The organism is Geobacter psychrophilus (assembly GCF_056821595.1).
Window position 1 is genome coordinate 4,478,711 of sequence record NZ_JBXDTU010000004.1, and the last position, 13,505, is coordinate 4,492,215.

The 13,505-nt window shown below is 46.3% G+C and carries 13 protein-coding genes; all 13 read right to left on the bottom strand.

Features of this window, described 5'->3' with window-relative positions:
* Window positions 1-100 precede the first annotated feature (100 nt).
* From ACOCF6_RS23370 to ACOCF6_RS23430, 13 genes are read right to left on the bottom strand one after another with little or no spacing between them, the layout of a single operon-like run.
* Window positions 101-889 carry a TylF/MycF/NovP-related O-methyltransferase gene (locus ACOCF6_RS23370; RefSeq protein ID WP_482462833.1) on the bottom strand — a complete coding sequence of 263 codons (789 nt, stop codon included), beginning with the start codon at window positions 887-889 and terminating at the stop codon, window positions 101-103.
* Complete coding sequence (locus ACOCF6_RS23375; RefSeq protein ID WP_482462835.1) at window positions 886-2,166, bottom strand: glycosyltransferase; 1,281 nt, start codon at window positions 2,164-2,166, stop codon at window positions 886-888. The genes ACOCF6_RS23370 and ACOCF6_RS23375 overlap by 4 nt, the downstream gene beginning before the upstream one ends.
* A gap of 18 nt (window positions 2,167-2,184) precedes the next feature.
* Window positions 2,185-3,408 carry a CgeB family protein gene (locus tag ACOCF6_RS23380; protein ID WP_482462837.1) on the bottom strand — a complete coding sequence of 408 codons (1,224 nt, stop codon included), beginning with the start codon at window positions 3,406-3,408 and terminating at the stop codon, window positions 2,185-2,187.
* Between the two features lie 31 nt (window positions 3,409-3,439).
* Window positions 3,440-4,291 (bottom strand): glycosyltransferase family 2 protein, encoded by an 852-nt coding sequence (locus tag ACOCF6_RS23385; protein WP_482462839.1) that lies wholly within the window; start codon window positions 4,289-4,291, stop codon window positions 3,440-3,442.
* The gene (locus tag ACOCF6_RS23390) at window positions 4,288-5,238 is read right to left on the bottom strand and encodes a class I SAM-dependent methyltransferase (protein WP_482462841.1); all 951 of its coding nucleotides are present in this window, start codon (window positions 5,236-5,238) and stop codon (window positions 4,288-4,290) included. The genes ACOCF6_RS23385 and ACOCF6_RS23390 overlap by 4 nt, the downstream gene beginning before the upstream one ends.
* Before the next feature lie 11 nt (window positions 5,239-5,249).
* Entirely contained in the window at window positions 5,250-6,563 is a 1,314-nt protein-coding gene (locus ACOCF6_RS23395) for a glycosyltransferase (RefSeq protein ID WP_482462843.1), read from the bottom strand.
* Entirely contained in the window at window positions 6,523-7,287 is a 765-nt protein-coding gene (locus ACOCF6_RS23400) for a class I SAM-dependent DNA methyltransferase (protein ID WP_482462845.1), read from the bottom strand. Before ACOCF6_RS23400 ends, ACOCF6_RS23395 begins: the two co-directional genes overlap by 41 nt.
* Window positions 7,284-8,411 carry a DegT/DnrJ/EryC1/StrS family aminotransferase gene (locus ACOCF6_RS23405; RefSeq protein ID WP_482462847.1) on the bottom strand — a complete coding sequence of 376 codons (1,128 nt, stop codon included), beginning with the start codon at window positions 8,409-8,411 and terminating at the stop codon, window positions 7,284-7,286. Before ACOCF6_RS23405 ends, ACOCF6_RS23400 begins: the two co-directional genes overlap by 4 nt.
* Window positions 8,404-8,841, bottom strand: a complete 438-nt coding sequence (locus tag ACOCF6_RS23410; protein ID WP_482462849.1) for a cupin domain-containing protein — start codon at window positions 8,839-8,841, stop codon at window positions 8,404-8,406. The genes ACOCF6_RS23405 and ACOCF6_RS23410 overlap by 8 nt, the downstream gene beginning before the upstream one ends.
* Window positions 8,838-9,725 carry a methyltransferase domain-containing protein gene (locus ACOCF6_RS23415; RefSeq protein WP_482462851.1) on the bottom strand — a complete coding sequence of 296 codons (888 nt, stop codon included), beginning with the start codon at window positions 9,723-9,725 and terminating at the stop codon, window positions 8,838-8,840. Before ACOCF6_RS23415 ends, ACOCF6_RS23410 begins: the two co-directional genes overlap by 4 nt.
* An 11-nt stretch (window positions 9,726-9,736) precedes the next feature.
* The gene (locus ACOCF6_RS23420) at window positions 9,737-11,011 is read right to left on the bottom strand and encodes a glycosyltransferase family 4 protein (RefSeq protein ID WP_482462853.1); all 1,275 of its coding nucleotides are present in this window, start codon (window positions 11,009-11,011) and stop codon (window positions 9,737-9,739) included.
* The gene (locus tag ACOCF6_RS23425) at window positions 10,986-12,650 is read right to left on the bottom strand and encodes a hypothetical protein (protein ID WP_482462855.1); all 1,665 of its coding nucleotides are present in this window, start codon (window positions 12,648-12,650) and stop codon (window positions 10,986-10,988) included. Before ACOCF6_RS23425 ends, ACOCF6_RS23420 begins: the two co-directional genes overlap by 26 nt.
* Window positions 12,651-12,655: 5 nt before the next feature.
* Window positions 12,656-13,501 carry an FkbM family methyltransferase gene (locus ACOCF6_RS23430; protein ID WP_482462857.1) on the bottom strand — a complete coding sequence of 282 codons (846 nt, stop codon included), beginning with the start codon at window positions 13,499-13,501 and terminating at the stop codon, window positions 12,656-12,658.
* Window positions 13,502-13,505: the final 4 nt, after the last annotated feature.

The following is a 13,505-nucleotide window of genomic DNA, read 5'->3' on the forward strand; positions in this document are numbered from 1 at the left end:
TTGGTGTTATGCTTTTGACGTTAGTGCCGATGATTCAATATCCCAATAAAAACAAGTGCCAACTCAGAGCTCATGTTGAGAATGCCCTTGCCCAGGTTGATCAGTTTTTTATCCAGTATCTAGCTTCACTATCTATATGATTAAAAAAAGAGGAAATTCCTTGTTTCAGCATGAACTCATCCACCGCTTTTCTGCATCCATCATATGCTCCGTAGTCGTCGATTATTACAAATCCTCCTGGCACCACCTTGTCATACAAATATTCCAGACAGATCTTTGTTGACGCATACCAGTCGCCATCAAGTCTTAATATAGCTATATCACCAATGTCGTTAGAGTCTCTCGGCAGGGTATCCTGAAACCAGCCTTTGTGATAATGCAATAAATGGGGATTATATCCGACTAGCATTTCCAAAAGATCCCTGTTTCCCTCTAATGATCCCGGCCCACCAAATGAATCATAAAAACCCTTTACCGGTTCCAGTTTTCCGCTCGAACCGCCGTTTGCCCATTTTTTCACTTCGCTTATTGCTCTTTCACCGTCAACAGAGGCATCCGGCTCACAAATTTCCTGGAAAGCGTCAAACAGGTGGAAAACCCTTGGAGTCTCACCATGTGTCATATTGGCAAGTGCCATCAGGGCTACTGCCCCACCTTTCCATACGCCGCACTCAACAAAGCAACCCGGTATTTTTTGTTGTTCACAAAAAACCACCTGTTGATAGAGTGATAACAGTCTTTGTTTCGGAAGCATCGTATATGGTCGCACTTTGCGTATAAGTTCAACTGCTTCGTTTTCCAGGTCATATCCCAGAAATGCGAGTTCATCAACCTTTCTGATTTCCAATCCAACACAGCCCAGTAATGATTGAATGTATTTTTTAATCACGGGGATACCTTAAGAAGCGAATCAAATAGCGTCCTAAAAGAATCAGCCTGAACTATTGGATGGCACAGCAGCAAACCCAGATTCCGGCACTCTTCTGACATTTTTTCAGCCTTGTCCACCTCGAGATTCAGAATATAGTAGATACCCTTCGCCAGATCAGAGCTGTTTTTCAGTTCCGCACGATATCCTGTTATTCCTGTATGCACAAGGTCGCGGGCTACGCCCATGTCAAAAGATACAACTGGCGTGCCACACAGTATCGATTCATTAATCATCATCGGACCTGAATCCTCAACAGAAGGACAGACAAACAGGTCTGCCGCCTGAAATGCAGCTGCAGTCTGTACATCAGAACCAAGAAAACCGAGGGGCTTGCAGTTAAAAAGCTTACGTATCTCCGGCTCAACTTCAGAAGAATGTCCAGCCATTGTAACCACAATATCGTCGTGAGCGACATTATAGCTTTCTTTTAGGATTTTAAGAGCTTCAATCAGATATTTAATGCCTTTTCGCCTGTCCCAGAAGTAGAGCGCACCGAAATGGAGTATTTTTATATCAGGTGGTAAATCCAGCGATGCGCGAGCGGCGCTTTTACCCTCCTGTTTAAAAACGGTAGAATCAATGCCCAGCATAATTTGCTCTATTCTTTTACCTCGGAAAACGGTAGCGTTTTTTGCCTGTTCAGTGAGCCAGGATGTACAAGCTACAATGGTTAACTTGCTATCCTTTATGCTCTGAATCTTATTTTGAAGCTGAATATATGAATCGTCACGTGGGTTTTTCGAATACAACGCGGGACAATTACCACATTCTTCAGTATAACCCTTGCAGTCCCAAGCATAGTGGCATCCGCCGGTAAGTGGGGCCATGTCCAGCAGGTACCAGATCAACGGGGCATTACATATTCGGCCAAGTTCAAAGAGCGTTTTTGCGGAAATAAAATCAGATATCCAGTGCGCTACTATGATATCAGGTTTGAATGGTAATTTTTTGTAAAGGTCTTCAGCGTTAGTCACGTCAACCTGATTGGAGGGTTTAAACAGGTAGTCAGGATCAGAATTATTAATTTGATGTGAATTTATTATACTCCTTATTTTTTGGCGTATTTGAAGAAGAAAGAAGTTTTTGCAATAAGAAAATGCTTTTGTTTGCTTGTTAATTTTTGCCAGAACTAACATCTCTGAATTCAACCCGGCTTCAAGCATGTTATTGTGAAGCCTGAAAGCTGCTTTTGCAGCACCTCCAATATCATAACTATTAATATGTAGAATGTTCATAAATCCCGATGCCTCGTGTTAACTAAATGAATTAATGGCCCTGTGGATAATATCATTAAGTATTATCGCACGATTTGCAAATGTATGGTCCTTCAATACTCGTTGCTGCCCTGCTTTCGCGATTTCCTCACGTTCAGCCGGGTGGTCCAGTAGCCAGCGTGTTTTTTCTACGCATTCATCCAAGTTTCTGTAGGTTACCACTTCGACTTCCGGCACAAAAAGATCACTAAGATTGTCCCGCCAGTCGGTCATCAAACAGGTACCGACGCCGGTTGCCTCGAAAAGACGCATATTGGATGCAAATAAGGGGGATGAATCCGCATGTATGTTGAGCGATACGCAGGAGTCGCTCAGCACTTGGTACATAGCCAGTCCATAGACATCGTTTTGCAGATATCTACGTAACCCAGGATGGACAGCAAAAAGAGAAGGGGGGCTGGAACTGGCCAGCATGCCGATGCGAGGCAGCGATGTCAGGAACCGCTCATCTACTCCTAAAAGTTTGAGAGCTGCTAAAACCCGATGAATGACGGCAAAAACCGCAGATCGGACATCGGCTATATATCCCAGTCGAGCGCTAGATGAAAAAATAGTTACGTTTGTTGCTCCTGCCAGTTCCAGCAATAGCTGTTCGCGCAACAAATGAAATTGACTGTGTCTAAATAGCTGGCCGATGAACGTAAAATCAAATCGTTTCTGGCGCTGCTCGAGTCGGTAAATGATTCGCGGATCAAATCCGTGGTGCAACTGCTCGGCTCGACATCCCTGTTTCCGCAAACGATCAACGGACTCCTGGGCGCATGAAAGCACAAGATCTATCTGTTTCCAATGGCATGAAGGCGGTATGGCACTTCCAACCCACCCAAGCACCAGCCTGAGGCTGGAGATATCGGCCTTGATCTCCGCCAGAAGTTTTTCATCATAATCGTTAAACCAGAGAATATCTGGTTGAAAACTACGTGCCTGAATCAGGGCGATCTGCGCGAAATTGAGCGTTTGCCACTGCGATATCGAGTGTTCCTTGGCCCATGCCCTCTGCATCGGTTCGATATTGATGGCTATTTCCATAACTTCATAGCCAATATGAGTAAGGGAGTGCGACCAGTGATCGGCCCAACCGCAGGCATCAAAATCAAGTGCCGCTTTTTGTTCCGCATACGACTTCGCAGCCAGGTCTGACTTAGCAGCATATAATGCTGTTACATACTCAGGGGGGAGTTTTGAAATTTTAAGGAGTTTCATGCATTACGCTTTCTCAGCCAGGCTTTCGCCGTTATTTTCCGGCCCCCCTATGCAACGATGAGGAGAAAAGTGCATGTACCGCCACCAGCCAAACCCTTGCGATATTGTACGGTTTCCAGGGCCAGGGAGAGCTTAGTATAATGTACATCGTACCGAACAAGGGGTTCAATGGGGACCGCTTTGAAAATATCTTACGCAGTCTCCCAATAAAAGAATCCGAAGACATCTCATGAAAACCGGTTGTCTCTGCATCAAGTCGTAATCTTACTGTCGGGGCCGTCAGCAGGGTCATCCCCTTACGATGTGCACGAATGGTGAATTCATAGTCCGAGCCATAGTGAGGCAGAAGTCTTGGATGGAATCCGCCAATTTCAAGAAAATCCGAGATTCGCAAAAAGAGTCCTCTAGTCGAAAGGCAGTTGATTCGGGCAGGAGTTCCCGCCTGTTCATAAGACAGGTTGCGCCAGTCTACATGCACCCCCGAATCCATCAAACTTTCAGTCCGGCGACTGTAACTCCATGCCAGTAAAAGAGTCCGGGATCGCTGCCTAAGATACTTTATCCCCTGTTCAAGAAAGTCTGCTTCAAACTCGGTATCATCATTGATTATCAGAACAAGATCGGTGGCGGAACTGTCCTGTTTCTTCAGCCAATGGAATCCTTGCTGTAACGACCCTGCCCACCACCAATTTCCCTTACCTCTGATCACACTCAAACTACTTATGTGCTCACTCACCATCTCTGCCGTACCATCGCTGGAACCGTCGTCGATGAGAACAAGATGGAAATTTCGAAATGTTTGCACTTTGAGGCATTCAATAAACCGTCGGGTAACTTCACAGCGGTTGTGGACAGGAAGCAGTATGTAAATCTTCTCACTCACGGCTTCCTCAGGAAGAAGATGTGGTTATCTCCAACACAAAGCGCATCGAACAGTCGCGTCACAATATGGTTGAACCTGGTGCGGTGCATCTGTGACAGAATCCCAATAACCAGCTTATCACACGTTGCCCGTACAGCATTAGGCGACCAGAACGGAGACGGTTCACCCAATTTCGGAAAAGTCAGCACATGAATCCATTGGTAGTGGAGCCATTCAGAACATGTCATAGTTCTAACACTCTCAATGAGCAACCCAGACTTTTCCGCTGCAATCCGCATTGATGACGGGGAAAAGTGCTGCAGATGGTAAGGTGCGTGCCAATTGATCCAGCGGCGGCCGAACAGCTTTGCCCCCCAACCGTTCGGATTGGGCGTGCTCAGGACAACCATCCCTCCCGGCTTCAGAACCCGGGCAACGCCCCGCAGTACTGCCAGTGGGTCAGTGACATGTTCGACAACCTGATCAAGTGTCACATAATCGAAGAAATTTTGCTCGTAGCGGTCCGAATCAAACAATCCGACGTGTACGTTGAAGTTATATTTATCGGCTACCCGCCGGATATTTTCATCTGCTTCAACACCGTACACATCACATCCACGGGACTTGTGATAGCCGAGCGATTCGCCGAAACCGCAACCGATGTCGAGAATTCGAACGTTATGGGGAACCCAGAGGTATGCAGAGCGGTAAGCACCATTAAGCCATGCAATAAAACCATGAGCACCTTGAAGCGGCCTGTAGCTCGACACATCACGCGTCGAGCGCGGATAGTAGTCGGTGTATTGCCTGACGAGCTGATCTTTTGAAAACTCAATATTAAGGAATCTATGCCCACAACAACGACATTTGAAAAGATCAAAACAACCTTGGTAACCATACCTGTCGTCATAAATCTTATTTTCAAAGTTGATATTACCGCCACATATTCGACAGCACTGAAAAGACATTTAATAGTCCTTCATAATTGGTCAATTCTGTCAATTACCTTGGTAAAATGGCGAGAGAATCTATAATTTTCTTCATAACAACGATAAGCACCAGATTGCATGTGCTGATAATTTTCGAATATTTTACATATTGCATCATACAACTGGTCGGGGCTGTCAATCCCTATTCCGCAAGAGTATTTATCAACAAGCCTGGAAATTCCGGGGTAGGAATTTACCACGACAGGTAATCCGCTTTTAAGATAATGGGCTAATTTTCCGGATGCAGAGCTTATAAGTGTGAAATTTACTCCCAAATCCCTGTAAAGAGCGATGCCAATGTCTGCAGAAGCCAAAAATGCCGATAGCTCTTCATATGGCACCGGCAACATGGAAAATCGTACATTTCTGCACTCAAATCTTCTAATTTTGTTTATATAGTCCTCATTGTTATACCCATGCGTGTGAAAAACCATTACCCAATTTTCCGGCCACAACTGTGCAGATTCCGCAATCTCAAGACACATGGCCCAATCAGCAATGAAACCTGCATACAAAACTATGCGCGTATTCGCCGCCAGCCCAAACATGTCGTGCAGATAACTCGTTTTCTCCTTGAAGGGTTCGCCTTCGGCACACACCGGGACAGTAAGTATAGAATGTTCCTGTATTCCGTTTTCATCTGCAATCAGCCGACCTCGCTCAGCATCCTGAGTTATTGTGAATGATGCGAATCTGTTCAGCTTTTTCTCAATTTTCTTAACGACAAAATCACTTAGGATTTTTTTATCACAATCAATATGAAGTTCCATATTATAATAAACAAATGGAGTGTCAGTTTGTGAACTCAGATGATACGCAGCCATCATACCAAGTGGTTCAACTCCTATATAGCAACTGTATTTTGTAGTATTTATTATTGATTTAACAGATTCAACAAAAGAGACAATTGATTTATAAATAGATTTTTCTTCATTATTTAATCGTATTTCCCATGGCAATTTTCTCGATAAAAGCTTGATTCTGTAATATACAGCCTTTTTTACCTTTGAAAAAAAACCCGAGTTGCCTGATCTATTGTCAGGGTCCGGAATGTTATGAATATTTATGCAGCTATCATCGAATTGTACATTGCCTAGAAAGGTACAACAGGTGAAAAAATCAACATCATACCCATGGCTGGCAAACATTTTTGCTGCATTTATCAGAGAAGGAGAATTGCCAAGACCATAACCGTTCATGACAAAGGCTATTTTCTTCCTGACTTCGTGTTGCATAATTGTATCGTGCATAACCGTCTGATTGCTACATGCTTGACAAGCCAATGCAGATCCCCCAAGTATCACAGTCAGGCTCCCGGCCCGTTCCCCATTCGCAGGTGAATATTTTGTCCATATTGTTGCAGGTACTCAATGCATCCAGCTCCGGCATAAACAGATATCGCATTTGGTGCGTTTCAAGCAGGGTTTCTACTTTGCCGGTCGCCTTTTCGGTTACAGTCAGCTGATAATTCACATCAACAACATTCTGATTGAAATGCATGACCGGCTCGGCAATGCGCAGCACCTCGACAAACTCATCCTCAAGCCGTTTGACTCGAACAACGGGAAGATTTGTAAGAACGGCCGGGCCATACCAGCAATCAAACAGAAACAAACCGCCAGGATTTAGATGGGTTTTCGCTGTTGTAAAGACCGCTTGAAGGTCTGAGTTTGTCGTTTGATAACTCATTACATGAAAGAGCGAGATGACAACATCGAAGGTCCGATTGACTTGAACCGAGCGGATATCACCCTGAAGAAAATTCAAACGAGCGGCGTAGGGGCGAGATGAGAGTTGAGTGGCAGCCGCGGTCAGCATCTCATCCGACTTGTCGACACCAGTGATCTCATACCTAAGCTTTTCAAGTTCAAAGTCGTGCCGGCCTGTGCCGCAGCCCAAGTCAAGGATGCTCTTCGCGCCGGGAGCGTGCTTCTGAATGAGTTCATGGATATAGCGAGCCTCGCCGGCATAGTCCTTATCTTTATAGAGCAGATTGTAGTATTTTGAATAGGCTCCAAAAACAATCATCCTTCATCCCTCATCAGACTAATCATTGCCTCGACAACCTTCTCTATCTGTTTATCTACCAATGCCATGCCGCTGGGTATGTAGAATCCTCGTCGTGCAAGACGTTCTGCTACGGGATAGGTCTCATCTGTAAAGAGGCCCAGTTTGTGAAAGACGGGCTGTTCGTGCATTGGCCAGAAGAAGGGGCGGGTACCGACACCAAGGGCGCCAAGCCGCTTCATTGCCACTTCAGCGTCAAACGGCACCTCATCGTTTAAGACCACACCATACACCCAATAGATGTTCTCAGCATACGGAGTCTTTGGCGGCATCAACACCAATCCTGCAATCCTCAGCAGCTGCTCCGTATATTTCCAGCCCATGGTCCGCTTTCGGGCTGTAAACTCGTCCAATCGTTCAAGCTGCGCAAGCCCCAAGGCCGCCTGCATATTTGTCATGCGATAGTTCCAGCCAAGCTCTTCATGAACAAACCTTTTCCCCCCCTGAAAGCAGAGATTTCGCAAACTGCGACACCGTTCTGCAAGATTGGGGTCATCACAAACCAACATTCCCCCTTCACCGGTCGTAATATGCTTGTTTGGGTAAAAACTGAATGTGCTGATATCACCAAAACTGCCGCACGGTTTCCCTTCGTAGGTCTGACCATGCATTTCAGCAGCGTCTTCGATAATCTTAAGATCATGTGTTCTTGCCAGTTCAATTATCGGGGCCATATCAACCGGCAGACCATAGATATGAACCACCATGATCGCTTTAGTACGGGGAGTAATCCGCTCGGCCACCTGTGTTGCAGCCATGTTCCAGGTAACAGGGTCAGCATCAACCAGTACCGGCACTGCACCAGAACGTATAACAGAAGCCGCACAGGAGATAATCGTAAAAGTTGGCAGGATAACCTCATCCCCTGGTCCAAGCCGCAACGCCTGCACAGCGATATCCAGGGCTCCGGAACCGTTGGCAACAGCAATTCCATGCAATCGCCCTACCCGACTGGCAAACCGCTCCTCAAACTGCCGCACAAAAGGGCCTTCCGATGAAATCCAACCGGAATCGATGCATTCCAATAGATACTTCTTTTCATTGCCGTCCAGCAGAGGTTCATTAACAGGAATGAAATCATTCATTATGCTTTACCACAGCACCAGCAGCAGTTATCCCTGCAAACCTCGTCTTATCGGCCTCACCGGCATATGGTCCTTGTTTCACTTCAATCATCTCAATCTCTTCCAACACTTCAAAACCATGCCCACCGGAAGCGAGTAGAATTGTATCACCTGCATCAAGAATCCTGCTTTCCAGATAGTTGCGGTCATCATCATAAAAATCAACCCGTAACTTTCCACGCTTGAGAAACAACACTTCCAAAGTATAGAAGACTTCTCGTTGGACAGGATTATGAACGTGTGGCGGAATAAGTTTGCCGGTCGGGTGATTCATGTAGGCAAGTTGTTGGGAAAAATCATCCGGAGTAAAAAAGTGTATCCCGGATTTGCTGTAATCATGCCGGATTATGACGGCAAGAAGGCTGTTATTGTGTGTTAATTGCTCCATCATTGACAAACCTCTTTAACTGATGGAATTATTTGTTCATCAGAGGACAACTTTTCAAACACACCAATCCACGACAAATAAACATTGCTGCCAACAGATTCCGCATTGATAATTTTGTAAAGATTAAACAGCATATTTCCTTTTACATTTGCAAGAATACGCTTACAAAAAGCATCCACACTGTAAAAGCGAGCAAATGCAACGCCCCAAAAGTCCTTTCTATAAATCAAAACAGAACCTTCATCTATATCGGGCTGATTTCTTCTTGTATTTTTGGGGTCTCGTAACACGTGATGAATTTCATTCATATATAAAGGGATGATTACCACCTTACCTCCTGATTTTAAAACTCGGGTGGCCTCTTTTACCAAGTTTATGTCATCATTACCCTCAAACATCTCAAGAGCACAGTGAATGGTTATTAGGTCAACTGACGCATCTTTTATGGGGAGACTGCAGGCATTACACCCTATACGAGTGTGCCAGCTTTCCACGACAAACTCCCCTGGTGCGAAAGCAAGGTCATTACTGATAACCCTGCATCTAAACAGATCATAAATAATTCCAGGGAAAGATGAACCTGCATTCGCGACATCGACGACCAGCGAATGCTTATTCAAATCGGAAAACTGGAATGAGAGAAAATGTTCCAGCGATTTCTCGCTAAAGTAATCTCCGTATGCGCCGGTCCTGTAACGCGCCTTTCCCACAAACTGCCTGTACGCATCTACGTTGATGGAATACGGGGCCGGGGTAATCCCTTGTTCGATGAAGGCACGTTCAACTCTTTCCTTTTGGTAAGGAAGATCTCCATGAATGGCTTGCGCACCCGACAGAAGATAATGGGTAAAGTTTATTGCGGAGAATAATTTTTCAGAAACTATCATGGGCTGAGTCGCTACTCCCTTGTGATCAGATAATCAAGAACAGCTTGCCCTTCACCGGCCAAAACATCGATTGAAAATCTTCTGGAGACAAGCTCCTTCAGATTCAATCCCAAATTTTCGGCCAACTGACGATCACGGATGACCTTGATGATTGCTTGTGAAAAATCTTCCGGAGTATCGGCTATGAGAATATCCCTGCCATTTGTTGCAGGGATGCCCTCGGCCCCGAGTGTCGTTGAAACAACTGGAATACCGCAGACCCCGGCTTCGAGTATCTTGAAACGAGTACCGGATTCAAACCGCAGCGGAACAACCGTTACCGTGGCATTGGTGAGATAGGGGAGCACAGAGGACAATTCTCCAGCTATTGTCACTGCACTATCATGTATGTCGGCAAGAACTTTAGCAGAACCACGGCCGGCAATATAAAAATGGATCTCCGGAACTTCCCGTTTTAGAGTTGGCAGAACATGCTCCAGCAACCAACGGGCTGAATCCTCCATTGGGCTACCGGCCCAAAAGGTCCCCGCAAGGTAAATGCAGGGGGTGGTAAATTCTCTCGGAGAAGGGACACATTTATAGGAGTTGAGGTCTATCACATTTGAGAAGATGTGAACACTTCCAGGATTGTCGGTCAAGCCGCGATAATATTCTGCATCCACTTCAGACACCGACGTCGTGACATCGGCAAGGCATGTCCCCCAGCGTTCTTCCTCCTTTTTAACCTCACCTTCCTTCTCTATCCGTTGGCGCTCGATTTCATCCTTTGCATACGGAGCTCCCCGCAGGACAAACCGCGACCAGACACTATCCGTGTCAACCACGACAGGTATGCTGGAATGTGCCTTGATATACTTGAGCAACGGATAAGAGATATTACCGTAACCAAGCCAGATAACATCTGCTCCAACTTCAAGTGCAGTCTCGACAACATTTCGATAGTCATTTCCACTTTCCACAATGGTAGAACTACGACCGAGAAATTTACTCAATAACAGATTGCGAATGCGTGCAATAAGAATAGAGGGGGTTTGTCGGCAAAACGGAGCAAAGCGGATTGTATCGACATACTGCATAAGGTACTCAAATGCTTCACTCCCACCCATTTTGGCGAGTGATGTCCGGCAATACAATGTAACGCTAGAAATCCGTGCAAGCGCCTTTATTGAATTTTCTATCCGCAGTTCAGGTCCTCCTTTGGGCGGGTAACCGAGAACCGGGGTGACAAATAGAATTTTTGGGGAGTTATGCACTGTTCCCTCAACTTTCCTCAGGCCAACGGTCATCAGATACGATCGGAAGTCCTGCCATAACACTGTCAGCTATATAGTCCAGATGCCTGTTAATACCCGCTCTAATTTCATCAAGTGATTTCACCTTGAGCCGTGGCGTTTCACCCCATTTGTAATCCATGATATCAATCTTTGTATAGTAATGGAAATGTTGAAAAAGGATAAATTTGTATGCCAATTCAATCTGTTTTTCCCGATCCAGCAATTTCTCACCGTTCAGAACGCGATCGAGGGTTTCAAAGTAATCAACCCTGGTGGCGGCGTCTAACGTGAAACCGAAAGCACGGTACGGCGAGCGGGCTGTCGTAATAACCGGAATCCCTCGTGCCGACATCTCTAAGCCGACGGTTGTGGTATGCATGAGGCCCACGTTCACCAAAGGAAAAAGCTGATAGATCGTCACAGCGGATTTCGGCGTAAGCATTGCGACATTTTCGGGAATTACCACGCCTCGCTGTTTGAGAGCTGTAATCACTCTCTCTTCAGTCTCGGGAATTGAGGGGTTCTGTTCCGCGGGATGCGGTTTGACGATAAGCTGATACTCCGGATGTTTGCCAAACCAGGCAATAGTTTCGACGATCCATTCGATCATGTCATTAAATACGACCTGTTTGTTCAGAGCTGCCAGATCCCAGATAACGTTTGCCGCAAGTAATGCTGTCGGTTTCCCTTCCTTGATCTTTGTCAGATCTATCTCATCGGTACAATGGGCAGCAAGTGAAGCCGTATCGAGAATCATATCCTTGCCGGAGAGTCTTCCAGCCAGCCAGCCATCAACTGTGGATTTTTGCTTGTTGTTCAGTACCGGTGCAGAGAAGTTCGGCCATGCCGGGCGATAGTCCAGGTTCATTGAGGCATCATTGTACGCATAGCACCAAGCACTTGGCCGATTGCCGCTCCAATGTGAATAAAATGGTATCCCCCTGCGTTCGCACAAATGCTGCAGGATGGCCCACATTCCATAATAACTGTCATTGGCGACGACACGGTCAGGACAGACAACATCTAAAATCCGTTCATATGCAGCGTGTACGACCAGCAGGTTGCGCAGGTGTGAGCGCCCCAGTTGCTCGTAGCCCTTAATCAGGCGATAGTCCCCGACAACATAATTGTTGACCAGTATATCCTTTGCCCATTGACCGAACGGGAGGTCATAGGCGGAATATGACAGCCAGGCGTCATCCGGCAGGGCGGAGACAACACTGTCTATCTGCTGCACCTGATTGCTGTCGAGGTGCGCTGAGAACGTCAGAGGTGAAAGACCTACCCCTGTCCACATATCGTGTGAAGTTGTGCAACAATTTCGACAAATTGTCTTGAATTTAGCCCCTCCACCCCAAACACCGCCAAAAAAATTGCATTCAGTATGCTGTACGCTGTCGCAATACATCGGAACGATTTCAGCCCCTCGAATTTTAAGAGCCGCTGAAAATATGATGTCATGGGCATGGCAGGGTTGATAAACGCTGAAACTTGGTCCGTAGAGAATTTTAATGCGTTTTGTTCCCTGTTCATTACCCGTTATTCTGAAAGCCTCCAGGCCGATCTTTATCAAGGTGCGGGCAAACACCGCGTCGCCGGACCTCTTGCTTCCGCTTAGTATTGCCAATATTTTTTCAAAGATCATAATCATCGATATCACCAGGCAAAGATCATATATGGCCGCGGCGGACTAAACCAACCGTACATTCCACGGAATTCTATTGTATAAGATGGATTTGCTGCCTGGATAATCTGTGCACACAGGGTGGCATTATCATAGCCGTGGTAGACGGAAACAGCAAGTTTAGGCTTGTACTCTTGCAATAGTCGCGTGGCGCCGCGCAGGGCATCCATCTCCGCTCCTTCGATATCCATCTTTATTATCCCGCCCACTTCAAGGCTGTATCGTTCTCCCAACTCGTCGAGCGTGGTCAATGTGACCAGCTGTCCGGTGTTTGTCGTGACAACGGTCGCATCGCAGGCATGCAGGTGGTCAAGGCTGAGGTGTGCAGTGCCGGACGCCATTCCAAGCGCCCCTTCGAAAAGTGTAAAACGGCCGGTAGCGCTATGCTCAGCAAAGGTATTGTGCAGAGCTGGCCACAGCAGTCCCAGAGGTTCAACCGCAACGACCAACTGTGCTCCTTGCTCAAGTGCAAAGAGCGAAAAGAACCCCTCACAGGCGCCGGCGTCAACAATCCATTTGGCATTGCCGATATCAAAGGCTGGATGATTATAAGAAGAGGGATTGCCTGACCATGGAGAAAATACTTCTCCAAACAGCCAGCTTAATTCGTTATATGCAATCGGCGTTGGCCAGAATATGCGACGGCCACCTATTTCCAGCAGCAGAAGATCATCGCTGTGGTCAGAAATGACGTCAATAAAAGGGTGCTTACTATAGTAACGTTCATTGAGGTAGAGAAAAAGGTCGTTGAAAGTAAACGTGTACGCACCTCTCCATCGAGAGGCAAGTAAAGAAAATACCGCTGAAGATATACGCATGACT

What these genes read in the sequence shown, in the direction of transcription:
- ACOCF6_RS23375 (WP_482462835.1), bottom strand. Translation starts at nt 2,166, where the DNA reads ATGAACATTCTACATATTAATAGTTATGATATTGGAGGTGCTGCAAAA.
- ACOCF6_RS23380 (WP_482462837.1), bottom strand. Translation starts at nt 3,408, where the DNA reads ATGAAACTCCTTAAAATTTCAAAACTCCCCCCTGAGTATGTAACAGCA.
- ACOCF6_RS23390 (WP_482462841.1), bottom strand. Translation starts at nt 5,238, where the DNA reads ATGTCTTTTCAGTGCTGTCGAATATGTGGCGGTAATATCAACTTTGAA.
- ACOCF6_RS23400 (WP_482462845.1), bottom strand. Translation starts at nt 7,287, where the DNA reads ATGATTGTTTTTGGAGCCTATTCAAAATACTACAATCTGCTCTATAAA.
- ACOCF6_RS23405 (WP_482462847.1), bottom strand. Translation starts at nt 8,411, where the DNA reads ATGAATGATTTCATTCCTGTTAATGAACCTCTGCTGGACGGCAATGAA.
- ACOCF6_RS23410 (WP_482462849.1), bottom strand. Translation starts at nt 8,841, where the DNA reads ATGATGGAGCAATTAACACACAATAACAGCCTTCTTGCCGTCATAATC.
- ACOCF6_RS23415 (WP_482462851.1), bottom strand. Translation starts at nt 9,725, where the DNA reads ATGATAGTTTCTGAAAAATTATTCTCCGCAATAAACTTTACCCATTAT.
- ACOCF6_RS23420 (WP_482462853.1), bottom strand. Translation starts at nt 11,011, where the DNA reads ATGACCGTTGGCCTGAGGAAAGTTGAGGGAACAGTGCATAACTCCCCA.
- ACOCF6_RS23425 (WP_482462855.1), bottom strand. Translation starts at nt 12,650, where the DNA reads ATGATTATGATCTTTGAAAAAATATTGGCAATACTAAGCGGAAGCAAG.
- ACOCF6_RS23430 (WP_482462857.1), bottom strand. Translation starts at nt 13,501, where the DNA reads ATGCGTATATCTTCAGCGGTATTTTCTTTACTTGCCTCTCGATGGAGA.